17 protein-coding genes are annotated in these 24,569 nt (G+C 54.4%); 9 read left to right on the plus strand and 8 right to left on the minus strand.

Annotated elements, in window-relative coordinates:
- The first annotated feature begins 165 nt into the window (after positions 1 to 165).
- On the plus strand, positions 166 to 426 hold the full coding sequence (locus tag MFFC18_RS19460) for a hypothetical protein (protein ID WP_075083487.1): 261 nt from the start codon (positions 166 to 168) through the stop codon (positions 424 to 426).
- A gap of 51 nt (positions 427 to 477) precedes the next feature.
- Here MFFC18_RS19460 and MFFC18_RS19465 read toward each other — a convergent pair whose 3' ends face one another.
- Together MFFC18_RS19465 and MFFC18_RS19470 are read right to left on the minus strand one after the other, a co-directional pair.
- Positions 478 to 2,190 (minus strand): C25 family cysteine peptidase, encoded by a 1,713-nt coding sequence (locus MFFC18_RS19465; RefSeq protein ID WP_157665088.1) that lies wholly within the window; start codon positions 2,188 to 2,190, stop codon positions 478 to 480.
- Between the two features lie 146 nt (positions 2,191 to 2,336).
- Entirely contained in the window at positions 2,337 to 5,555 is a 3,219-nt protein-coding gene (locus MFFC18_RS19470; protein WP_075083489.1) for a hypothetical protein, read from the minus strand.
- 318 nt (positions 5,556 to 5,873) lie between these two features.
- On the opposite strand from MFFC18_RS19470, the gene MFFC18_RS19475 reads away from it, so the two are divergent.
- A complete protein-coding gene (locus MFFC18_RS19475) occupies positions 5,874 to 6,104 on the plus strand; it encodes a hypothetical protein (protein ID WP_148618996.1) in 231 nt (76 codons plus the stop codon).
- Between the two features lie 462 nt (positions 6,105 to 6,566).
- Here MFFC18_RS19475 and MFFC18_RS19480 read toward each other — a convergent pair whose 3' ends face one another.
- Positions 6,567 to 9,995: an LPS-assembly protein LptD gene (locus tag MFFC18_RS19480; RefSeq protein WP_075083490.1), complete on the minus strand. Its 3,429-nt coding sequence runs from the start codon at positions 9,993 to 9,995 to the stop codon at positions 6,567 to 6,569.
- Between the two features lie 32 nt (positions 9,996 to 10,027).
- Between MFFC18_RS19480 and MFFC18_RS19485 the strand changes: the two genes are divergently transcribed.
- From MFFC18_RS19485 to MFFC18_RS19495, 3 genes are all read left to right on the plus strand, one after another.
- Entirely contained in the window at positions 10,028 to 10,510 is a 483-nt protein-coding gene (locus tag MFFC18_RS19485; protein ID WP_075083491.1) for a hypothetical protein, read from the plus strand.
- Between the two features lie 6 nt (positions 10,511 to 10,516).
- Positions 10,517 to 10,849, plus strand: coding sequence for a divalent-cation tolerance protein CutA (cutA, locus tag MFFC18_RS19490; RefSeq protein ID WP_075083492.1), 333 nt, complete (start codon positions 10,517 to 10,519; stop codon positions 10,847 to 10,849).
- 104 nt (positions 10,850 to 10,953) lie between these two features.
- Positions 10,954 to 11,223, plus strand: a complete 270-nt coding sequence (locus MFFC18_RS19495) for a hypothetical protein (RefSeq protein WP_148618997.1) — start codon at positions 10,954 to 10,956, stop codon at positions 11,221 to 11,223.
- A 90-nt stretch (positions 11,224 to 11,313) separates the two neighbouring features.
- Here MFFC18_RS19495 and MFFC18_RS19500 read toward each other — a convergent pair whose 3' ends face one another.
- The gene (locus tag MFFC18_RS19500; protein ID WP_075083493.1) at positions 11,314 to 12,333 is read right to left on the minus strand and encodes an SMP-30/gluconolactonase/LRE family protein; all 1,020 of its coding nucleotides are present in this window, start codon (positions 12,331 to 12,333) and stop codon (positions 11,314 to 11,316) included.
- A gap of 152 nt (positions 12,334 to 12,485) precedes the next feature.
- Positions 12,486 to 14,132 (minus strand): DNA-methyltransferase, encoded by a 1,647-nt coding sequence (locus MFFC18_RS19505; protein WP_238381208.1) that lies wholly within the window; start codon positions 14,130 to 14,132, stop codon positions 12,486 to 12,488.
- A gap of 27 nt (positions 14,133 to 14,159) precedes the next feature.
- On the opposite strand from MFFC18_RS19505, the gene MFFC18_RS19510 reads away from it, so the two are divergent.
- Positions 14,160 to 14,342 carry a hypothetical protein gene (locus tag MFFC18_RS19510; protein ID WP_075083494.1) on the plus strand — a complete coding sequence of 61 codons (183 nt, stop codon included), beginning with the start codon at positions 14,160 to 14,162 and terminating at the stop codon, positions 14,340 to 14,342.
- Positions 14,343 to 14,458: 116 nt separating this feature from the next.
- Here the strand turns inward: MFFC18_RS19510 and MFFC18_RS19515 are convergent, their stop codons facing one another.
- Both MFFC18_RS19515 and MFFC18_RS19520 read right to left on the minus strand, forming a co-directional pair.
- On the minus strand, positions 14,459 to 15,919 hold the full coding sequence (locus tag MFFC18_RS19515; RefSeq protein ID WP_075083495.1) for a DUF1501 domain-containing protein: 1,461 nt from the start codon (positions 15,917 to 15,919) through the stop codon (positions 14,459 to 14,461).
- Between the two features lie 50 nt (positions 15,920 to 15,969).
- Positions 15,970 to 19,173 carry a DUF1553 domain-containing protein gene (locus MFFC18_RS19520; protein ID WP_202907517.1) on the minus strand — a complete coding sequence of 1,068 codons (3,204 nt, stop codon included), beginning with the start codon at positions 19,171 to 19,173 and terminating at the stop codon, positions 15,970 to 15,972.
- Between the two features lie 281 nt (positions 19,174 to 19,454).
- Here MFFC18_RS19520 and MFFC18_RS19525 point away from each other — a divergent pair, with 281 nt between their 5' ends.
- The 3 genes from MFFC18_RS19525 to MFFC18_RS19535 all read left to right on the plus strand — a co-directional run bounded on the left by MFFC18_RS19525 (position 19,455) and on the right by MFFC18_RS19535 (position 23,767).
- Positions 19,455 to 20,822, plus strand: coding sequence for a M48 family metalloprotease (locus MFFC18_RS19525; RefSeq protein WP_075083498.1), 1,368 nt, complete (start codon positions 19,455 to 19,457; stop codon positions 20,820 to 20,822).
- A 13-nt stretch (positions 20,823 to 20,835) separates the two neighbouring features.
- Complete coding sequence (locus tag MFFC18_RS19530) at positions 20,836 to 21,456, plus strand: sulfotransferase family 2 domain-containing protein (protein ID WP_075083499.1); 621 nt, start codon at positions 20,836 to 20,838, stop codon at positions 21,454 to 21,456.
- Between the two features lie 82 nt (positions 21,457 to 21,538).
- Complete coding sequence (locus tag MFFC18_RS19535; protein WP_162273924.1) at positions 21,539 to 23,767, plus strand: family 16 glycoside hydrolase; 2,229 nt, start codon at positions 21,539 to 21,541, stop codon at positions 23,765 to 23,767.
- A 187-nt stretch (positions 23,768 to 23,954) separates the two neighbouring features.
- Here the strand turns inward: MFFC18_RS19535 and MFFC18_RS19540 are convergent, their stop codons facing one another.
- Positions 23,955 to 24,503 (minus strand): hypothetical protein, encoded by a 549-nt coding sequence (locus MFFC18_RS19540; protein ID WP_238381209.1) that lies wholly within the window; start codon positions 24,501 to 24,503, stop codon positions 23,955 to 23,957.
- Positions 24,504 to 24,569 lie beyond the last annotated feature (66 nt).

The following is a 24,569-nucleotide window of genomic DNA, read 5'->3' on the forward strand; positions in this document are numbered from 1 at the left end:
AAAGCAACCGGCAGAGGATGCCCGGGGTTGCCTGCAAATTCGCAAAAAATCGCATCAAACGGAGTAAACGATCTCGCGATGGCCGAAGTCGCAACGAATGACTTCGCCGAGCGTAACTTTGGGCTACAATAGACTCATCGAACAACCCCGGACTCGCTGATTGCCATGCTGCACACGATTATTGCTCAACAGACTCAATACACGCTGGCCTACGCTCTTATCTTTGCGATAGTGTTTTTGGGCTTTCTGGTTGTTTGCGTTCCGCGACCTCGAAAACCGGCCTATCGATCTCCGGAAGAAGAAAAAGCGGCAAAGAAGAAGTCTGAAATCGACAAAGTTCGCGCCAAAAAGAAAAAGGCCCGCGACAAGCAAAACAAGAAGCGACAAAAGGCCCGCAAGAAAGCTCTGAAGAAGCAGAACCAATAGTCGCCTGGCAGATTTAAGGCATCGCCGATTGAGGCCGAATGGCTCAAGGGCCTATTCTATTTCCAGACGTGCCGATCGAACGCGACTCTCCTCAATCGCCTTTTGCTTGAGCTTCCTCGACTGTCGATCAGAGAGAACGCGGACCGGGACTGAATCGATCGCCGCGTCTTCGGCTCCAAGCAACATCGCTCGCACATCGCATTCGCCTTTGCATCCAGCCGGAACCTGCAGGTCGACTTCGAAGCCTCCCTTTCCAATTTGCAACTGCTTCTGCAACACGACCGAATCATGGGCTTTGAGGTAGTCTTCGTGAATTTTTGCGAACGCCTTGTCCGATGAATCGTACTCATGCCGAATCGACGGGCGGTGTCGCAGTCGTCCGCGCTGATACGCAAGCTCAACCAACAACGTCCCCGGTTTGTCCGTCGCACCCGACAATGCAATCGTGTCTCCTGCGGAGAACGTTGGCAGTTCATCATCCACCGCAACGTCAGGCGTTGGAGTTTTGATTCCCAGCGAAAGCTTTGTCGGTCGTTTCAGCCGCATCAGCGGATCACCAATCAACTGCATGAGATGCATGTGCTCTCGGCATTCGGCGTCCAGCAATTTCGGCATCGGACTGAAAGTCTGACCGAGCGCATCGAGTGACTGTCGGTACTTGTTGTCGCCATCCGGCTTCTTCGCCATTCGTTGTTTCGCGCGAAGCATCAATTGGCCAAGCGTTTGACATTCGCCGCGAAAAAACTCGTTCATCATTTCGACCGAAAGAATGCTCATGGCGTACGGCATCGTGACGCGAGAACCACAAACAACGGCAACAGGCCCGTTGGGTTGTCGCATCATGTGCTCGGCAAGACAGTCTTCGTCGCCATCGTGAGCCCCGGTATAGCAAGCCAGGCAAATGGCGATCGGGCTTCCGGATTTGCAATCAAGCTGATCGACCAATTCGCAATCGAGGATTCGATGGTTCTGGTCAGGCAGCATAATGCGATCGAGTTGGCCTCGATTTCCGTGCCCGCAGTAGACCCAGAACAAACAGCCTTCATTGAATCGTCCGATAGCCGTTTCGGAAAAGCGTCGCGGATCGGGGCAATACGGACTGGTCCAACTTCCGTACGTCATGCTCGTTTGGTAGCCGGCCGGAATCAGCTCTTTAACAATCTGCCGCGTCGTGTTTTCGATAATGGAGTCGACCATTCGGCCAAGGCCACCGACTCCGGCGACCAGATTGATTTTCCGCTGCCAAAGTTGACCGTTGGCTTCCTGTTCGTATCGAATGATTCGATTGACGGTTTGAGTCAGTTCCTCGGGCGTGTCCGCCGTCAGCCTACCAACTGCCAGTTCCGGCACACCGTCTTCGTCAAGATCACCGTAGGGGTTGTCAGATGCAATATTCGGTTCCGAGCCAAACAACAGGTTCACTTTGGCTGGCACGAGATTGGTCGGAACAAGCTTTCTCGGATCAAGCCAGCGGTCCCCGGCGTCGCCAACCAGAACGATGTTCTCCAGCCTGTCGCCCTTGGCATACTCGGCGATTAGTTTCCTGTTTTGTTCAACGGTCGGCTTTGAAAATCGGATCGCGATGCGATGTCCCTGGCGACGGCGATACTCAACCCACGGAGCGAGTGCCGTTTGCAAATCAGGGTTGCATAGAACCAGCGTGTCGACTGCGTCGCGTTTGATTTGAGCTTGCGACGGCGTGGCAAGCAAAACACAGAACAGAATCCCGAAAATCGACAATCCAATCACACCTGGTTTGAGCATCCGCGTTGACTCCATTGCTGTTTCGTCCGGGACTTCCAGTTTGCAGAAAGACGAGCGTCAAAGCAATAGAAATCCGCTGCTATCTGCGACAGCTCACATTCCAATCGAATTGCCGATCGTCCTGCCGATCCTCAATTCGCGCGACGCTAGAACACGCCGCCTGACTTTCTGGGATCAGCCTTGGGCTTTTCATCCTTATCAGGGACCGGTTTTTCTGCTTCTTCAGTAACTTCTTTTCCGTCAGCCGATTTTTCACCAGCTGTCTCGTCCGTCGGATCTCCGGCTTTGCCTGAAGTTTTCGGAGCCATTGATGGTGGCGGTGCTTGCCTGCCAGGAGGCATTGGCGTGGTCAAGCCAGGCTGTTTGGAAGGAGCCTGGTTTGCGTCCGGCGGCACGACGGCAGCGGCTTTGAGTCTTGGTTGGTCGACGACGAAAAAGCTGGCCCAGAAGAAAGGATGCTCTGGTGAAATGTCGCCAGGGTCTTTTTCTTTTTTCACCTGAGGCTCTTTTTCGAAATCGAAATCGAAATCGCGAGCCGCCAACATTGCCTTTCGCAGCGATTGCGCTCCGGTCATATCCTCGGATAGATTTTCGGCATACAGCCGCGACAACCCGAGACTGATTGCGCCTCCGGTGGGCCATCGAGGAAGCATGATGGTGCGCGAACCGGACGCCATCAGCGTCACCGTTGTGACAAACATTTCCGAACCATTGGCTTTGCGACCTTTACCGAACGTCCTCAGCCCGGGCAGCGACAGGTATTCCGGTCCATACCACGGCAACGCCATCCACGATCGAATCGTCGCGTGACTGGAAGCATCAAACGGCACGGGCCGAAAGTCATAGCCGTTGGCGGGAATGAAAGATTCGCTCCACACCATCAAATGGTTCGTCAGCCATGCACCGAGTCCGCTGGGTGAGGACTGTTCCTGGTAGGTCTCGACATCAGGAAATTTCTTCTTGAGCTCTTCGACTTCAGCGAGCGTCGTTTCAAGTTCGCCACGATTGTGCATCGTCCCAACGGCCACCGAATTGCGAGTCAACTGCGATCCCCCCGGTGCTTCTACCGCCAGGAACATCGTTGGTGCGTAACGAATCGGGCACAGGTCGACCAGAACTTTTTCCTCACCGTCGAACTCGACAGGCAGTGCTTCGAAAGGCATGTACCAGAGCATCCCATCCGGGATCACGACCATCTCAACAATGTTCGCAAATGATTCGTCCGGGATCTCGGCAAAGATTCCACTCTTGAGCTCCGTCGCTGATTCTTTCCAGTCTTCCGAGGTCAGTGTTTTGCCGTCCGTTGCAGCGCCGCCGATCGCACCAATGTCTCGCAACAGTTTGGTCACCGCCCGATTGAGTCCTCGGGTGGAGCCAAGCGGAACGTAGCGAATTCGCTCGCGGCTGACAAAGAAAAGATGGTAGCCGCTGGCCGTGTTGAGCGTCGAAAGACAAAGTGTTCCCGGCGGGATCATTCGCTTGAAACTTTCCAGTGGCAATTGCGGCGGAAACGAGAGATTCGAAGGCTCCCGACTGAGCGCGTAGCTGGCCATCAACGCTTCCTGAGCCGCCGAAACTTGTGCCAGACGAGCCAAAAGTTGGCTCTTGTTCCGCGCTTCATCCGAGTCAGGCTCTGGTGAAAGCGGAAGTTTTACCAGCTGTTTCTGAATCTCCAATGCTCCCGTTAGCAATTCCTGATAGGCGCCGTTTCGGCTGAGAAAACTTTCACGCTGACGCGCGGTCGCCGGATCGAGCGAACTGGTTTCCGCGTTGAGCCCGTGGCGGAATGCGAGCAAACGACCTCCGAGAGGCATCGTTGAATAAAATCGATGGCGACGAATCAGTTCGGCAACTTGCAGCGCTCGTTCGTATTGTCGACGACGGATCAGAATGTCGAACCAGTTCTCCATAGCAGTCACATGGTCGGTCGTCAGAAAAGCCATGGGCTCGATCGGATCAAATCTCCATTCCGCATCGGTCGGGTCATGCAGCAACGATCCATATAGTTTGTCGGCCTCCAGTTCACTAACGGCGCCCGCGGAGATCAGGTCAGAAGCTCGACGTAAACGGAACAGCCAAAGCGAACCGTTTTGATACTGGCCCAACGCTGCCGACAAATCAGCCAGACCGGCGGCAAAGTTTCCTTCCGTGAAACCGATCATTGCCGAAGTGTATTTGAGTCTGGCGTTGGCAACCGAAGCGCCCAACGTGTTGCGTCGTCGGTCGGCAGTGTTCGCCATCGCGAGGACTTCTCTGGCCGCTCGCGTGTTGGCAGCCTCGGCGTGACATTCAGCCAATCGCTGGATCAGTGACAACTGAGTGAGTCTGTATTTTTCCCGATTGGCCCACTGGATGGCATTCGCCAACGGAGGGTAGGGTGTCTTCAAAGTCAGCAGATGGTTCGTCGTTCCCAGAGACAACGACTCGTTGACCAAATCGTACTGATTGAAAACTCCCGCGGAGTAACTGGCTTCGAGCGCCAACGTTTCGGCCGTCGACTTCTTTCCGCTGGACATCGCGATCCGGGTTAACTCGGTCAGCCCGACGGGTGTCAACGCATGATCAAACTGCCCGTTGATTTGTAGGGACTTCGTCAGCATTCGCGCGGCATCGTCATTTCTTTCCATCGCCGCCATCGCGATGCCCGAAAGAATCCCGTTGTAGGACCCCATAATGCTTCCATCGCCGGCGCCGCGAACCTTGACTCCGGTAAGCAGCTGTTTAGCCAACGGATCCAGCCGACTCATCGAACCGAGAATATGTTTGCGGCGGTGCATGGCCAACGCGGTACACCGCATGATCTCTGTTACATCGACGGACCGAAGTCTGGCCGGATCCCAGGCTCCTCCTTCCTGAAACACCAGCGGAGCGTCCAATCGACCGAACATGACCATGAACTTGGATGGCATCTTGGCGATGCTGGCATTTCGAGTCGGCGTGCCCCAGTTGACTTTGGATCGCATGAACGCGCCAGTGTCGACTGGCAGGGTGGTCGGCGACTGGATCCGCGACTGCCATCCTGAATTGTTAAACGAAAGATATAGCTTCAGGGCTCGATCGTAATTCACCATCGCGTCAGCGTAGTTTCCGACGTGATAGTGGCATTCGCCCATCATGGTCAGATAGCAGACGGAATCCAGAAAGCGTTGGTCGCCGAATTGATAGGCCGTTGTGTACCCGCGCTGGAAATCCCGTCCGGCTCTGGCAAAATCGCCGTTCTTGTATAGCGAGAACGCCTGGTAGTACGAGACTTTGGGTAGACTTCCGCTGCTTCGCAGAGTCTGTGCACGCAGATGACTTGCACACACCAACCAGCTCGCGAATATCAATAGAAATGTGACAGCACTTCGTCGTTGCAGCAGCATGATGCCTCCCGGGGTGACAGAAACTTGCGACGTGGCTTGTCGACTAATTCAAGCGTATCGGCGTCGTAACGTTGCGTCACCATGAACATTGCCCCTCCCCATCTTACCAGTGCGTTCAACAGAGGTAAAACAGGCAGTTCGCGAAAGCGATCCCGGTTCGGCGCCAGATTCAGGCCAGCGAAGTTGTACGGGTTTTTTGTGCAAATGGTTCAAAGTTGGACAGTCATGCAGACGATAAAACTTGTGACGGTTATCCCGTGGCGAGATTGTCGCTGTGTATGTAGTTCCACGGGCCGCAAGAATGGAGTTTTCCAAACCATGAAATCCCAGAAAAAACAAAACACTCTTGTCTGTACTATCCTTGCCGCCAGCTTCGGCTTGGGCATGTTGTGCACTGGCTGCCAAACTAGCGTTGGCGGTCAGACGTTACCAAGTGCTTACTACTTGCGTGATGATGTGCAATATTTCCAGAAAGGCCCTGAGTTCAAACTTGCTCGGGAAGCAGCGGCTTTGAAGGAAGCCCGTGGCGAAGAGATGCGAAACCGATAGCGTCGGGTCGCTTTCTCTTGGAGCAGACCTGCGCCTCGGCAGTCGATACATCGCAGCAGCCCGCCCAGTCTGGATTTATTCAGCTGGCGGGTTTTTTCTGCGCGCTTGGGTCATTTTACATGATGTCTTGCAACGCCCGTCGCCGCAAAGAACAGAGGTTCGCCAAGCGCCGATTGCCAGCATTCAGCGCAACAAAAGAAACTCTGAACTCTGAACTCTGAACTCTGAACTCTGAACTCTGAACTCTGAACTCTGAACTCTGAACTCTGAACTCTGAACTCTGAACTCTGAACTCTGAACTCGGAACTCGGAACTCGGAACTCGGTACTCGGTACTCGGTACTCGGAAAGAAACCCGATCAGCCACGCTGGCAAAGAAAAGTCGACGCAGAACGAACCTCCCGATTCGCACTAAATTGCGACATCAACCGACCACCCCAATCGGGAAACAGCGAAACCGCCGCTACTCCAACCACCGCGAACTGGCTGCCTGAATCGGAACACCACCGGGACGGAAAATCCTTCCGCCGCCAATAAACCGGGGCTCAAAGCCAAACCGGATGCCGAGATTATCTCTGCTCGCGTCGTAATTGAATCCGACTTCCCACAAGAACGATTCGCCGATGTAAACAACGCCCAACCGGTTTCCAATCGTACCCGTTTCACCAAAATCAACTTGAGCACCACCTTTGACGCCCCACGTATCACTCAAGCGATAGACCGCAGATGCAGAAATAATATTGCTGCTAATCGGACCTTCGATCGAACGCACGCCAAGGTACACGCTGCCGACCTCTGGCCGTTCGGCATACGCACCTACGCTAACCGTTCGCAATCCCTGGCTAAAGAAGTCTGCGAACCCGTCGGACAACAAAGTGACCCGATCGCCAAGGTGCCAGCGAAAGTCGTAATCAAACATTCCGGCATCAGCACCAAAGTTGTCCCGGTCTGCGTTTGGAAAAAGAGAAACTTTTGCGTCCAATGTGATCCAGTCAACAATTCGCTGCTTGCCTGGAGCACCGCGTCGCGTTTGCCATCGCTGCCGTGCACCCAACTTGATCACGGCAAGATCATCTGCGATTTCAGCAGACGGGCTGGTCACATTGCTCTGCAAACCTGATCGCAGCGCGTAGTAGCGTTCGTCATACTGCAACGGCACGTCATCACCGGCACCCAGTCCAAATGTATTGAACAGGAATCGACGCCGGAAATGCTCCTGAGCATCATCATCGAGTGGGTCGTAAAGTGGAAACCGGTCAAGATCCTGGGAAGCGTCGGCAACAAAGGCATTGAAGTCGAACGAAACTTTGTGCGCCAAACCGTTCACATTCCACAACGTGCTCTGAATCTCCGGATTGACTTTCCACAACGGCAAACTGCCTCGCACGCCGACCTGCCCAACGCCTCGCAACGCATCGTCGCCGTTCACGTCTTCTTGCCAGTATCCCAACTCGCCCATCACGTAGGGTACAACTTTTGTCGGCCCCAATTGCACAGGAAAATCAAGCTCGTGACGCGAGTTAAATCGTACGCCGGTCGCATTTGCTTCCCATGCCAGCGGATCGAACTGCGACGCATCCGTCGCGTCGGTTGGCGTTTCGGCAACACGAATCCGACCGTAACCGGCGCTGGTGTGGTTATGCCAAACAACCCGATCACCAAATAACGGCTGGCCGATCATGAAGTGATCGACGCGCGGCAGCCAGCTGGTCTGCGTGAAGAAGTCGTTGAGCTGATAGTCGGCGGTCAGATTGAAGCTTTGCGTTCCAATGTTTCGCTCCAGCCAGATCCCGGTCGTGGCGTCCTTGGCCGTGTCCCATTCGCGTTCGTAGTATTGTTCCAGAAAGTTCCGATCTGAGATGTATCCCAATTCGGCTCGTAGCACATTGCCCGGCCCAAACTCATGCCGATGTCGGCCCACGCTGCGACCGCGAAACTCTTTTTCAGGAACCAGATTGCCACGTTGTCGACCGAGAAAATCAGTTCCGTCGTCATTGATGAACCAGCTTTTGTAAACTCCGTCCACCGGCCCGGCGATTCCGAACAGACCATTGCGTTTGTAGGAAAACTCGGTTCCAAAACCCAAACCGCGGTCGCTCAGATAGTCCAGAATTCCGATCCAGTCCGTGCCTTTCGGTTTCCGCCGCCCGAGCAGCTTGTACATGTCCCAGCCGGTGCCCAGTTGGAAACCGAAGATCTGGTCGTTGCCGATACGAAAGCGTCGCACGTACGATCCGGGGTCGGACAGATTGGTCTTGAATTTCGGCCAGTAGAAGACTGGCAATCCCCCGGCGTAAATGCGATTGGCTTCGGCTTGCACGAAGTAGTCGTCACCAACTTCCGGCTGTCCTGTCGTCTGATCGAAAAGCTGTGCTCCGGTTTGTTCGTCGAACAGCGGCGTCGGTTCGCGGGTCAAAGAAAGAGCTTCACTTTGCAACCAATACCGCGGAAAGCCCAGTCGACTGGTCGTGAACGCGGCTCCAATCGCCTGCATGTTGTTTTCATCCAACTGCTGCAAAACGTCCGCTTTGAGTTTAACTTTCCCGGCATAGCCTGGAACTTTCGTCAGCACTTCAGCATCGAGAATCGTTCCCTGTCTGGCATCAACGTTGTAGTACATTTGCTGGGCTTCGATCGTGCGACCGTCTTTGGCGAACACGACGTTGCCGTCCAGGTACATTTCACGAACCGAAGAACCGTCTGGCAACTCGGTGGTCCACTGAACGATGTTGTCCGCAAGGATCGTCAATCGCGATGTTCGATCGCCCTGGAACGGAGCCAGTCGATTGATTTCGTCGCTTTCGATTACGATTCGAATCCCGCCTTCAGCAATGCTGTAGCGTTCATTGGCGTTGTCCGGATTGATGCGAGACGTGAGATTGACTGGCGACGTAGAATCCCGACGCCCAACTTCCCCGACCCGATCCCTGCTGCCAGGACCGGAGGCTTGCGAAAATGCATCAGCCATCGGCATCGGCACCGAGATGCCTTGCTGTGAATTCGAATCTTGCGATGATTGAAACGGAGCACTGAACGGCGAGTTATCCTGCATCTGCGTTTCCATGACCGACGGCACAGAAGATGGCGCGGGCAGACTCGCCGGAGCCCTCATCGTCTCACCGGTCAATGGCGAGACAAGAATTGGATTGCGTTCTTCAAACTGAGTCTGCTGCAGTCGACTGGTATCCGACCGTGGCCAGCCAACGCTCATCGAGTTCAAATTTGCTTGAAGCCGATCGAAGGCGCGTTGGTAGATCGGCGAGTTTTTATCGGCACTTTCTTTCGTGGAGGTTTTTAGCGCAACGGTCGAACGCGTGAACAGTCTCTCAAGAATCGAATCATCAGCGATGCGACTTGAGTTCCCGGCACGATCGATCGTGGCATCCTGCTCCAGATAAACGATGACCCGAAACGCTGACTCGGGCGAGTCAATGTCGACGTCGTCGGCGGGTACTTCTACCCAGACGATGGCTTCCTGGGAGCTGGCTTTTAAACTTCCCTGGGTAATCTGAACATTGCCGCGAAGGTGGAGGACTTCGTAGATCCCGGAGTGCCAACGTGAATCCGAATCCGCTTGAATGGTGATCGGAAGCTCGACATCCGGCCTGGCAAAACTGATGTTCTGCCCGCTCAAATCTGGAGCGACAAAAATCGAAATCGCGCATAGCACCACGAGGAACGGCAACGTCACGATGCGTTTCAAATTGTCGCTGGTGAAGTTCAAGTTTCCAACGTTTGGCGTCGACTGAAAAAGATACTCCGCATCCCGCCGGCAGTGCGACAGCGGGGAGAATCCGTAATTCGGGCGGCGGAGTATAGGAGTCCGGCACAACGCAAGCAAGCCAGACTTGCCATCAAGCCAAACGTGTTTCAGAATGCCGGAATCAGGCATTTCACCCGCTCCGCTCAATCCACCCAGATTTCATGAACCCCGTGGCTCAACAGTTTTTGACTCAGGAAGCAATTCTGGCGTACGCTCGCGATGTTGACCCTGCTGGCAACGACCAATTCGCTGCTCAACTCCGCAGCGTTTCAGCAGATCAGTTGTTTGATAGCTCAATCGCAGACGATGAGTTGGCTCAGTGTTGCAAGTCGGGTTTGTGGCTGTTGCACAATTTTCTGCACGAGTCGCACGAGATCAGCCAGTCGATCCATTCGGCAGAAGGAAGCTGGTGGCATGCGATCATGCATCGCACCGAAGGCGATTTTTCCAATGCGAAGTACTGGTATCGCCGGGCGGGCGAGCATCAGGCGTTTGGCGACGTGACAGATGGCTTTGACCCGTACGCGTTCGTGGACCGATGCCAGCAGGAGTATCGCAACGGTTCGCTTTCGGATGATACGCAGGAAATTGCGTTCGCTGAATGGAAGGCTTTGTTTGACTACTGTTACCTGAATGCGGCGTAAATTTCGATGGAACGCAACCTGCCAGTCATCGTTTCCACGACCGCCGATGCGGAAGATTTGCTTGAACGGATTGCAAATGCGTTGCTGGAGAATCGACTCGCTGCTTGCTGTCAGATCAGCGGTCCGATCAAGAGCGTCTATCGTTGGGACGGAAAAGTCGAATCGTCCTCCGAGCACGCTTGCTCGATAAAAACCGTGTCAGATCACGTCGACACCGTCATCAAAACCATCGGCGAACTGCACAGTTACGACGAACCTGAAATCGTCGTCACGCCAATCATTGGCGGAAGCGATTCGTACTTGAAATGGATCTTTGATTCGGTCCAACCGGTGGAGTAGGTTTCCAATCTGTGGTGATGGAGCAGCTGGATGCAATCTGTCATTGGAAAACATGCCAGCAGATCTGCTATTGCGGCGGAAACAACTTCTGTCACAGTGCGCGCATGAGCACTGCACGAAAAAGCCAATCTACATTCTCCCGATTGGCCATCCTTGCGCTCGCTGTTCAGCTTACCGGCTGCGGTTCAACGCGTTTGAACCTCGGACCACCTGGGACGATTGGCATGCAACGCGAAAAAGCCGTCATCCATGACCCGTACCCAAGCACCGACCTTGGCCCTCCGATTGTCGGCGGTCGACCAAGCGGATTTGACTTGCCTCTGGACCCAACCAAGGGCTTGCAGGTCAATCCGCACGCGCGGCAAAGCTACTAAGTCGGCTAAGCTCTGGCCTACGGATATTGAACGAGCGGACAGAATCGCCCGCACGTCCCGTACTGTTCGGATCAGCCAGCCAGGCGGACCCTAGTCTTTGAATGGCAGGCCTTTGACTTTGGTTTGAACTTTGCAGATGAAACCGCTGGAAGTCATATAAAGTGTTGAGCCGTCGTCACCGAACGCGCAATTCGCAGTCGGCTTTCCCATCAGGATTCGGCCGAGCAACTTGCCTTCCGGCGAGATAATCAACACGCCGCCAGGACCGGTGCCCCAGATGTTGCCTTGCGTGTCGACCGCCATTCCGTCGGGCATTCCGGGATCGCCTTTCTTGACCCACTGCGATGTGTCGTAAAGGACTTTGCCGTCACCGAGCGTTCCGTCGTCCTTGATTGGCCAGCTTTGGAAAACCGGTGCTTCTTTGTCGGATTGAGCCACGTAGAGCGTTTTCTCATCGGGAGAAAGGCCGATGCCGTTCGGGCGAGTCATCTCTTTGGTCAACAGCGTGACGCTGCCGTCCGGCTTGATGCGATAAACACCATGCCATTCGATCTCCCGAGACGCTTCGTCCTTGAGTCCGTACGGCGGGTCGGTGAAGTAGATATCGCCGTTGGAGTGAATGATCAGATCGTTCGGGCTGTTGAATCGTTTGCCTTCGAAGCGATCGGCAATCGTCGTTTTCGTACCATCTTTCTCGACGCGATACACCCGGCGGTTGCCGTGATCGCAAGCGTGCAGCAAACCGTCATTGCCAAGCAGTAAACCGTTTGAACCGGGCTCGCGCCATTTCGTTTTCGGTCCGTCGTAGCCACTTGGATCCATAAAGACTGTGGTCTCACCCGTTTCCGGGTCCCATTTGCTGATCTTGTTCCTTGGCACATCGGACCAAATCAAAAAGTTTCCGTCCTTGATCCAAACCGGGCCTTCTGACCATTGATGCCCGGTTGAGATGACTTCAATCGGAGCATTAACATCGATCAGAGCGTCGAGTCCGTCATCAAGTTTTTCGATCGAGCGTTCGATCTGATTGGCTTTGTCCTGGGCTTGAGCGAGTGGAGCCAAGCCGACGATCAGCGAGACGGCTATGGAACAGGTGATCAATTTTTTCATCAGGAGTCCGTAATGGTTTGGCGGTTTTATGTGGTTCGAGTGATGCTCGATTTTACATCAGTTCGCAAGCGAGTTCCAACATTTGCGATCTGTGGCGGAATAAGAAGGCATGCGCGTCAGGATGCTGACACTCCGGCGCAAACTTCAAAGAATTACGATCCCATCCAAACGTTGCTGTTGAGCAAAGGACGTCGTTTGGCAACAACCGCGGATTTCATCGCCATGTACTCCGAGGAGAACTTCGCTTCGCCGAGTTGCACCAATACGGAATCTGGTTCCAGCGACTCCCAACGTGGATTGTCCAATAGCGCAGTCACATGCTGGCGCAAGTTGGATGCTTCGCCGGCAAACAGATCGACCTCGCCGCTGGCGATCACAAACACGCCCGGACATTCGTATTTCGGGCTGTCGATTTTCTCGATGGATACACGGGACAAGCGACGCTTCGAAAATTCACCGTTTCGCTCGGCCGCGATGCGACGCGCACTTCGAGCCTGTTTGCGGATCGCGATCGCAGCCCGTCGATAGTCAGTCGAAGAAATCTCTGCGTCCTGCGGACCATATTCCGACGCAATTCGATCAAAATAGGCGGCTGATTCGGGAGAGCAAAACATTTCGTCGAGCGAGACCCCAAAGTCGACTTCGATCAATCGCCAAGCCACCTCGCTGGCGTAGCTGTATCTACTCTGGTCGGACGTGGAAATTTTTGGCACACGTTTCGTGGAAGCCGGGAGCTTTTTCGACTTTCGCAAACTCAGCAGCAACCGATTCCAAACCGTCGCGTTTCCACCGATGCCTTTCGAGAGGCAATCGTCGATGAACCGTTTGTTCAGATCCTTGTCACACAACAAATAGTCAACCGGATACCCTTCGCCAGCAGTCAAATACGACTCAACGACGGCGTCAATCGTTTTGTCATCAAAGCCCTTCTTTCGCCGTTTACCTTTGGCCGTGCTGGGCGCACTTTCGATCGGATCTTCAGGGCCATCGATCGCGTCGCCGATGCCTGTTTTCTCCAGCCGATTGCCAATGTGTTTTACGTACTCTTCAGACAGCTCAAAACCCATCCACTGACGAGCCAACTTTTTCGCGACACACAGAGTCGTGCCGCTACCGCCGAACGGATCCAAAACCAGATCTTGCGGGTTGCTCGATGACCGAATAATTCGCGCCAAAAGCTGCTCTGGCATTTGGCAACCGTGAAAGCCTTCGCGTTCCTTGAACGTGCCGGCGACCCGGGTGAAGTACCACGTATCATGATTCGGACTGAAGGACTCGGGCGCGTCCTGCGGGCGAATGATCCACGTGTTGTCGGGCAGCCTGCCAGCCGGGTTGGCTCGATTGTCAGCGTACACCAGTTGCCGCGCGGACTTGACGCGTATCTGCGGATTGCTGCGGTTGAACGTGAACTTCTTTTTGTCTTTGACGAAGTGAAAAATGTGCGTGTGCGAGCGGCTGAATCCGTTGACGCAGTTGACGCCAAAAGTGTAGTACCAGATGACCCAACTGCGGCAGTGAAAGCCGGCTTTCTGAGCTTCGATTTTCAGTTCGGCCGCGTAGGTGTCGCCGATCGCCAACCAGAAAGTACCGTCGGATTTGAGGGCCCGATGTACGCCGCGAATCCATTCTCCACACCATTGGAGATACTTTTCGCTGGACTGCGAGTCGTCGTAAACATCGTAGTCGTAGCCGATGTTGAACGGCGGGTCGGCAAAGACCATGTCGACCGATTCGGGCTTGAGTTTGGCCAACAGTTTGACGCAGTCGCCTTGGTGGATTTGGTTCTTTTTCAGTGGCACGTCGCGTCCTTTTTGGTGGAAGCGTACATGGTAAGAGTTCCCGCCAAGGTTGTCGACGGTTGCAAGGCGGGCCAAGCTTACAGCCTGTCATTGCAGCAGGGGAAGTTCGAGAAAGGCAGTGCAGCACGATCACAGGCCGGAAGCCTATGCCACCTTTTGCTGGAAGCCATTGGTCTGGCAGCAAGCTACTCGTTTAACGGCAAGCCGTAGGCGACGGAGCACCACAGGATGATCGCAGTCGCCTACGGCTTGCCGTTAAACAAGTGCAGAGCAGGCTGAAGTAGACCAACGCGAAACGCTACAGCAAAAACCTGTCGATCGACGCGTTAGGCCAGCAGATCGTCGATCACGTGAGCTTCCTCAACACCCGTCAGCTTCTGATCAAGCCCCTGATACTTGACGCTGAACTTGTTGTGGTCGAAACCCATCAACTTCAGAACCGTCGCGTGGAAGTCGCGGATATGAATCGGATCTTTCGTGATGTTGTAAGAAAAATCATCGGTCTCGCCATAGATTTGGCCGCTGCGAGAACCGCCGCCGGCCATCCACATCGTGAAGCAACGCGGATGATGGTCGCGACCGTAGTTGTCTTTCGAAAGCCCGCCTTGCGAATAGATTGTACGTCCGAACTCGCCGCCCCAAATGACCAGCGTATCGTCAAGCATGCCTCGCTGTTTCAAATCCTCCAGCAACGCAAAGCAGGGCTGGTCGACGTCTTTGCACTGGCTGGGCATGCGAGCGTTGACGTTGGAATGATGGTCCCAGTTATTGTGATAGACCTGAACAAATCGAACGCCACGTTCGGCCAGTCGACGAGCCATCAACGCCGTGTTGGCGAAACTGCCAGGCTTTCTGGCTTCTTCGCCATAAAGCTTGAACGTGGCTTCAGACTCACTCGACAAATCCGTTAGCTCGGGAACGCTGGCTTGCATCTTGAACGCCATCTCGTATTGCTGAATCCGGGTATGCGTTTCCGGATCGCCGATGGCTTCGAAGTTCAGCTTGTTCAGTCGGTTCAGCCCATCGATTGTGCGTTTGCGGATCGCCGTCGGAACGCCATCGGGATTGTTGATGTACAGAATGGGATCGCCGCTGCTGCGAAAGGAAACGCCAGCGTGCTTTCCAGGCAAATAGCCGGAACTCCACAGCCGCGATGAGATCGCCTGTTCCTGTTCGCGATTGCTGGGGATCGCGACGAGCACGACGAAAGCCGGCAGGTTTTCGTTTTCGCTGCCGAGCCCATACGATGCCCAGGATCCAAGGCAGGGGCGACCGGTGATTTCGTTTCCGGTTTGCATCGCAGCAATCGCAGGCTCGTGGTTGATGGCTTCGGTGTGCAGCGATTTCATCCAACAGATTTCGTCGGCTTTCTGGCCGAGATATGGCAACAGCGTTTCGTTCATCCACATCCCGCATTCGCCACGCTGCGTGAATTTATACTTCGTCGGAGCGATCGGAAATCGGGTTTGGCCGCTGGTCATCGTGGTCAGACGTTGGCCTTTACGGATCGATTCGGGCAAGTCTTTGTCATACCACTCGTCCATTTTTGGCTTGTAGTCAAACAGGTCCATCTGTGACGGACCGCCGACCATATGCAAATAGATGACGCGTTTGGCTTTGGCGGGAAAATGCGGCATCCGCACGTCGGGAACCGGCGAAGCGAACGCCTTTCCCGCCAGCGAGTTCCCCATCAACGAAGCCAACGCAGCGCCGCCAAGCAGGTGCTTTCCCTTTGCGAAAAACTGGCGTCGCGTTTGAAGTTGATTGAATTGTTCGATCGGATTCATGTTCTTACTTTCAATGGCAGCACAGGCTGGAGGCCTGTCCCGCCGCTTTTTTACTTGTTCAAAACTTCGTCGAGATTCAGCAACTGGTTGCAGACCATCGTCCACGCCGCAAGCTGAGCCACGTCCAGGCTATCGTCCGCTTTCGCCTGGCCGATCGCCAACAGTTTTTTGGCATCGCCCGTGTTCTCGCGATAGAAATCAAAGAACGCGTCAAAATCGTCTTTCAAGATTCCGGACTCAATGTCACTAAACGTTCGACTGAGCGTGCGTTCTGCCACGAAATCCAACGTTGAGCTCCAATCGTCGCCTCCGTGTTTGACACCTTTTTCCGCAAGCACACGTGCCGCTTCGACGAATTGCGGATCGTTGAGCGTAACAAGGGCTTGCAACGGCGTATTCGTCCGCTCTCGCCGCACAGTGCAGACTTCACGATTCGGCGCGTTGAACGCTTCGAGGTTCGGCGGCGGACTCATCCGCTTCCAGAACGAATACAGCGAACGGCGATAAACGTTGTCGCCTTTATCCTGCACATAGCGACGCGTGTCGCTTCCCGGCATCCCGACGACTTCCCAAACATTTGGCGGCTGGTAAGGCTTGGCACCACGACCGAACATTCGATCGTTGTACAGCCCGCTGGCAACGAGTGCGTAGTCCCGAACCATCTCGCCATCCATGCGGAAACGCGGACCGCGGGAAAGCAACGAGTTGTCCTGATCTCTGGCCAGTTTCTCAGCCGTCACGTTTGCGGCCTGACGATACGTGGAACTCAACAACATCTTTTTATACAGCCGTTTCACGTCCCATCCGGACTCGCGAAAGTCGACTGCCAGCCAGTCCAACAACGCCTGATTCGAAGGCGGCGTGCCCATCACGCCAAAGTCTTCCGACGTGGCGACGATGCCATGCCCGAACAACTCTTGCCAGAAACGGTTCACGGTAACGCGAGCAGTCAGCGGGTTCGCCGGATCGATGACCCATTTCGCAAGGCCCAGTCGATTTGCCGGAGCACCTTCGGGCATCGGATGTAAAACTTCCGGCGGCGCTGCAACCACTTCGTCACCCGGTTTGTCGTAGGCGCCTCGCATCAGCACATTGGTCTTCGCCATCATGTCTGGCTTTTCCACCTGAATGTGCGTGATCGGCGTTTTGGCTTCGATCTTTTTACGCTCCTGTTTCAGATCCGCCACGGCCTTGGTCAGCGTTGGAAACGTCGCGTCAATCTTGTTCAGAAAATAGCTCAGCAGAGCTTTCTCCTGATTCGGCGTTCGCTTTTCTGCGGGAACAGAAATCAGAGCCTCGACGTAATTGGCTCCGATCGCCATCACGGACTTGATCTCGTCCTGAGAGAGAGCTTTGTCGTAAATCCGGACGTCCTGAACCTGCCCGCCGTCGTAAATTGCACCGGAACTACGCTGGCCAACTTTCAACGGCGTCTTCGTTTCGAGGCTGGCGACAGGCTTGAGCGTGTTCGCTTCGGTTTCGGTTTTCTGCAGCTCGCCATCAACGTAAATGCGAACGCCTTCCGGTTTCCGCGTCCCGTCGTAAGTCACGAAAACGTGTTGCCACTTGTTTTCAATCGACAGACTCTTGACCGTGCGAACCTTCATCGCATTGCCCGGCCACTGGTCAATAATATGAGCCACGAATTGGCCGTTCTGATGCCACAGATCCCAACCGCGATGAGCCGCGGCTTCATCCATTTTCGCGATCAAAGAAACGCCGCCAAACTTTTTCGGAGCCTTCGTCCACACGCCGTAGCTAAAAGGTTTGTCGAACGAAAAATCCGGAAACGCCCCCAGCTCAACCGTCTTGCCGGGTTTGAGCGTAATCGCCGGACCAAGCTTCCCATCTTCGGTCCATTGGAAATCTTCTTTGGCCACAACCGTTTCGTCGATTCCGATCGTCGCGGTGACCGAATTCCCCTGGCCCTCGTTAAGCGGAACTTGCAGCGTCGGCTGAACTTCAGGACCGTACTTTGATTCTGGATGGTCGCCCTGGACGGCATTCACGGTGCCCAACCACGACGCAAACTTCTCAGACGACGAATCGCGATAGTCCTGTTTGGCTTTGTTTGCAGCCAACAACTCCTGCTTGATTTCTTCCAGACGCTTGCGATCCGTTTCGGCATAGACTTTCATCGTCGCACTCTTGCCGTCCTTGACGTTTCCATCTTTCGCCGGCTCGGTCGTATTGCGAAAGAAGGCTGCCAGTGAGTAGTAATCCTTGATCGAAATCGGATCGAACTTGTGGTCGTGGCACTGGCAACAGTTGGTCGTCAAGCCAAGATACACCCAACCGAAAGTCTGCACGCGATCTGCCGCATAGAGTGCCCGATTTTCTTCATCGATCGTGCCGCCTTCGTTGGTCGTCATGTTGCAGCGTTGAAATCCCGTTGCAACGAGTTGTTCATCACTCGGGTTTTCGAGCAAATCACCAGCCAACTGATCGACGGTAAACTGGTCGAAAGGCATATTCCTGTTAAAGGCCCGGATGACCCAATCGCGATACGGCCACATCTCCCGATAGTTGTCAAAGTGCATGCCGTGCGTGTCAGCGTAGCGAGCCGCGTCGAGCCAATAGCGCGCCCGATGTTCTCCCCATGAAGGACGCTCCATCAGCTTGTCGATCCACTCGGAAACTGCTTCGTCGCCGCGATCGGCAACGTCTTTCTCGAAAGCCTGCAAGTCTTCAACCGCGGGGGGCAATCCGCTAATGTCCAGGCTCAGACGACGAAATAAAGTTCGGGCGCCTGCATCGGCAGCCGGCTTCAATCCTTCTGATTCCAGACGCGCCAACACGAATTGGTCGATCTCGGTTCGAACCCAATCACTGTCGTTGACTTTTGGAAGCGACTGTTTTTCCGGAGCAACCAGCGACCAGTGTTTTTGGTATTCGGCTCCTTCTTCGATCCAACGTTTGAGCAATTCCTTTTCGTCGTCGGACAGTTTCTTTCCCGAGTCCACCGGCGGCATGATCGAATCGTGATCTTCCGTGTAGAGCCGTTCAATCATTGAACTTTCGTCGGCACTTCCGGGCTCGATCGCGCCCGCATCGACCGCGGCATCACGCTCGTCGAGCCTCAAGTCTGCCGCACGTGTTTCAGAATCCGTGCCGTGACAGGCGAAGCAGTTTTCTGCCAGAAGCGGTTTGATGTCGCGAGAGAAATCAATCGAATCCTGAGCTTCACAACTCGATTGAGCCCATGTCATCGTCGCGAAGAATGCCAGTGCGAAGGTGTTGATGAAACGTGGCATAGAAAGTTTGCTCGTCATGTTTGCAGTTCAATCTGAATGCGGCTTTGCGGACGTCGATCCTATTGTAGTGCCACATCGTCCGTTCGAAAACAAAACATGTGACTTCAACGTTTCCGGACAAGAAAAAATATGCAATTCCGCGATTCGCAGATGTGGCGTGCGTCATTTTGGTCAGCAGCAGTTGCGTCACAACCGTTGCATCCCGAGCACCAAAACCGGGGCGATTGGGGTTTCGGAGTTTCCGCAAAGGGCTGCTCGCGTTTCCGAATAAACTGGCACGCATGAGCCTTTTGATTGCCATCGTCATCCTTCTGTCCATCTTGTGGGGAGAAGTCCACACTTCGAGCGAATCCAGCAACACTCTTGCGACCGCTTTCATGACCGCGCTACTGACGGGAGTCGCTCCTGGATTTGCGGCGATTCAAATGTGCATCGGCCGCAGCCGCCACCGAAACGAGCGATCAAGCGACTGGTTCCCCCGATTCCGCACCATGGTCGTTGCTCATTCTATCGTGTGGACCGTGGCTTCCATTTCTATCGCTGTCTGGATTCAATGGTTGGATGTCGTTCACGCGACCGCATGGAGTGAAACAATTCCCCTGGCCGACGAGTTGCTGTTGATTGCGCCGGCTTTGATTGGGCTGATCGGATCCTGGGCCATTTTCATTTTCGCTGCGCCGGACGGGACACTGAAAAAAAGCAAAACGAGAACCAGTATTTTTCGACTGTGGCTGCGGATGCAAGTCGTCATGGTGACGGCACCGATTCTGTTTGCTTTCCTGGTGACCGATTGCTTTGCCCTGGTGGTGCGAAGTGAATTGTCGCCGACGGGGCAGACGTTGTTGTGGGGTGTCGCCGGAATCATCATCACGGCGTCGACGCTTTTCTATCCGCAACTGATGCTGCTGGTTTGGTCAACAAAACGAATGGAAGACCCTGAACTGAAATCGCGAATGGACAACCTGTTTCTTCGCTCCGGCTTGCGTCCAAGGAAAGTTCACATCTGGCAGACCAATGACTCGATCGTCAACGCGGCGGCTGTCGGAATCGTCCCGGGCACGGAAGTTGTACTCGTCAGCGACTTGCTGCTGAAAAAGTTCTCACCGCAAGAAGTCGATGCGATCGTGCTGCATGAAATCGGGCACATTCGACACCGACATTGCATTCGGCGAATCGCGATGGTGCTGATTCCGTTGTTCCTTCTGGCGATCGACCATGCATCCGGTATTGGATTGCACGCCGGGATTGCGTCCAGCGATCTGCTTGCCCGCAGCGTCGGGGCGTTGACTCCCTTTCTGCCTGCTGTCGGATTCATGGTTTATTCGTTGGTTATCTCGCGAACCATTTTCCGCAGCATGGAGTTCGAGGCCGACCAGTTCGCGATCGAATCGCTCCATAAAATAAAGAAGCATTCGTCCTCCGAACAATACGTGACAGCAGCCGACGCGGTGCTCACGGCGCTCGAAAAAATGGCGGTGATCTACCCACGACTGGTGGATCGACGAAGCGGGCTGCATCCTTCGATTCGCCAGCGATTGGCGTTCGCAATCGAAGCTCAATCGCGATTCGCCGAACAAATTCAGTCCGACAATTCGCGGCCCGTTCCGCCGCCGAAGAGCATTTCTCTTGACCCGATCACGGCGAAATGATATTTCGCGATGCATGATCGTTTCCAACTCCCGACAATTCGTGTTCGTGCACATCTTTAAAACCGCCGGCACCAGCATCAAGCGTGCGGTCCGCCGGTACGCAATGCCGTCGTGGCACGAATCGGCCAACTTTGTTTTCAAACGAATCGGCGTGCCCCAGTTCGGTCCGCCAAGTCGCGGCGATCACGTCAAAGCCTGTGACTTGATTGGCGAAATTGGCCGCAAGCAATTCGATCGACTGTTCAGTTTTGCGTTCGTGAGAAACCCCTGGGATTGGGAACTGTCCCACTTTCGGCATATCCGCAAACACGGTTCGCACCCGGACCACGCTGAAGTATCGCGGCTTTCAGGTTTCGCGGACTACGTTCAATGGCGTTGCGACGGTCGATTTCAAACTCAGGAATCATTCCTGGTTCACCGCGGCCAAACGGTCGTTGATTTCGTAGGTCGGTTCGAAAACCTTGCAAGCGATTTCGGATTCGTTTGTCAGCGACTGAGCATTCCTTTTCGATTGCCAAAATTGAATCGAACACAACAAGAAGACTACCGCTCGGCATACGAAGATCGGACTCGGGAATTGGTTGCGTCGACTTACGCGAGCGACATCAATCGATTCGGCTACCGCTTCGAGTAGTAGCAAAATTCAATTCGTCGCCACGATGGGCGAATTTCGGTTACGATGGACCAAATCGAACTTCTTTCCATTTGGTGCCACGATGAAACACTTTGCGATTCTCCTTGTTTGCCTCTTTCAATCTCTGGCTTGTGCCCAGCAAGATGCAGAGACGCTGAAGCTTGCGGCTCCAATTTCGGATCACATGGTTTTGCAACACGGCGCATCGACTTCCGTGTGGGGCACTGCCAAGCCGGATTCGAAAGTTTCGGTTTCGTTTGCCGACCAATCGGTCGAGACCGAGACAGATGGCGACGGGCGTTGGAGCGTTTCGCTTGCCCCGCTGGAAATTTCCACTGAACCGGCGACGCTGAAAGTGACTTCTTCGGAAGGCGAAACGATTTCTGTAAATGACGTTCTGGTTGGCGAAGTCTGGATGTGTTCCGGCCAGTCCAACATGGCGTGGACGCTGCAACGAACTGGCGATCCAATGATCGATCAGATTGACCTGCCGCTGGTCCGGCTTTTTAAAACAGATTCTGCCACTTCAGACACCGTTCAAACGGACTGTGGAGGTGACTGGAAGGTAGCCAAGCCAAACACCGCTGCGGATTTCTCGGCCGTCGGTTTTCACTTTGGTCGCGAACTACACGCAGAGTTGAAGGTCCCCGTTGGTTTGATCGATACGTCGTGGGGCGGAAAACCGGTAGAGGCATTCACCAGTCGCGAGAAACTGTTGACCGTTGAAGACGCAATTCCTCTGGTCGAAGAGTGGGACAACACGGACGCAAACTACGATGCCGCAGCCGCAAAATCCCGCTTCGAAGCGGCGATGGAGAAATGGAAAGCCAAGCGTGACGAGATCGTTGCCAATACGAAGGAAGGAGTGAAACCAAAGCTCCCGCGTCGACCGCAAATGCAGGGCCAGCCAAAACTGGACACTCGATTTCCCGGCGCAATCTACAACCAAAAAGTTGCTCCCTGGACAAAGTACGCGGTCGCGGGATCAATTTGGTATCAGGGAGAATCAAACGCGGGTCGAGCAGTGCAGTACGAGAGCTTGCTGACGGCTTTGATCGAAGATTGGCGAGCCAAATGGAACAACGAGAGCATGCCGTTCTACATCGTTCAATTGGCGAACTTCAAGAAACCGACCGACCAACCTGGAATTCGCAGCGAATGGGCTGAGCTGCAACATTTTCAGACGCGTGTGGCTCAGAGCATTCCAAACTGTGGCATCGCGGTGATCAATGACATCGGAGACACCAGCAACATTCACCCAAAAAACAAACGCGACGTAGGACATCGACTGGCATTGCTGGCGTTGAAAAAACACTACGACAAAGATTTGGAAGTCTTTTCTTCGCCGCTCTACAAAAGCCACAGCGTTGCGGACGATCACATTCTGGTCACGCTGGATCACGTTGGTTCCGGTTTGAAGTCGCGTGACGGCGAAGAACTGAAACGTTTCGAAGTCGCTGGCTCGGACATGAAGTGGCACTGGGCGAAGGCCGAGATCGTTGCCAAGGACACAATCAAGCTCAGCAGCGCCGAAGCGCCGCAACCCGTCGCTGCTCGCTATGCCTGGGCAGCGAATCCGGAAGGCGCAAACCTGGTGAACTCTGGCGATCTACCGGCTTCGCTTTTCCGAACCGATACATGGCCGTTGAAGACCCAAGGAAGATTGACGTTGAGACAGCCGACTCAAACGGAACGGCAAATGGCTCAACGTGGCTTCACGCCGCTTTTCAATGGCAGGAATTTGGACGGCTGGCGCAACCCTTACGATTTCGGAAAGGCCAAAGTCGTCAACAACGAGATCCATCTGACCGCCAACAAGAAATTCTTCCTTGTGACGGAAAAGAAGTTTTCTGATTTTGTTCTGTTTGTCGAAATCAATCTTCCGGAAGGCCAAGCCAACTCGGGCGTGATGTTTCGATGTCATGTTGAGCCCAACAGGGTCTACGGCTATCAGGCGGAATGCGATGGCTCGGATCGTCGTTGGTCGGCTGGACTGTACGACGAAGGTCGCCGCGGATGGGTTTGGCCCAGCAAGGAAGGGCGTTCCAATGACAAGAAAATGCTGGAGTACGCCGAAGAGTCACAGGCTCATTTCGCCAAGCCGGAAGTACGCGGCGCGCTCAAGCGAACGGACTGGAACCGTTACAAGATCACCTGCAAAGGCAACAAGATCTCGATCGAGCTTAACGGTGTGAAGGTTACGGACGTCGAAGACGACACCGATGCCGAGGGCTTCATCGGAATCCAGCATCACGGCGAGAAAGGCCAGACTTATCGGTTCCGCAACATCTTCATTAAAGAGCTGAAGTAAACTCGCGAAACGGTGGCCTCCACCGCTTAGTGGCATGCGGATGGTGGCATAGGCTTCCAGCCTGTGATCGCGATCATCATCCTAGAACGGTGGTCTCCACCGTTTGCTGCATTGTCATGCGTTGCGTAAGAATCCGCATTCACGGTGGAGACCACCGTGCCACGCATGTGCAAATAGACGTACAGGCTCAGCCCAAGTTCACGATCTCAAGCAGCTCAATCGCGGGCTTGCCGTTGCAAAACATCCAGGCCGTGCGACCAAAGATATCGGCTCCGGGATCAGCACCGAAACAGGACGCCAGCTCTTCACCGGCCTCGATGCGAAACAGTTTCTCCAGGCGAACAGCACGCATCACGTCGTGGCTAATCAGGATTCGGCCCAGCGGAATTTTCCGTTCGCGAATCTGATCCTGAACGACTTGCGGCAACGTGGACATATCAAGCCGCACGATGCCGTACTGAACCACGCCGCCGTCTGACTTTCGCGTCAGCAAGATCTTTCGCGAGTAGTGCGTGTCGCTGTCGTGCTCTTCGAGGACTTTCACGTCGACTTCACCATGGTGAAAATCCTCGATCGTGACCGTCATGTGCTCGCAGTGATTGAGCAACCTGTTCGCGTCGGCCGGCATCTCGGAAGCATCGACTTCGTGGAACACGCCAACTCCCGAATCTGTGTCGGGAAAGAACAGCCCGATCAGTTCGTCGAGCTCAACCTGGGGCAATTCAGTCGGATTCACGATGTCGGCGCACACTGGATGAATGTTGAATCAGATAGAAGGCTAATCGCCTGTGGACGTCATCGC

Origin of the sequence: Mariniblastus fucicola, from assembly GCF_008087665.1 — a bacterium.
GTDB classification, from domain to species: domain Bacteria; phylum Planctomycetota; class Planctomycetia; order Pirellulales; family Pirellulaceae; genus Mariniblastus; species Mariniblastus fucicola.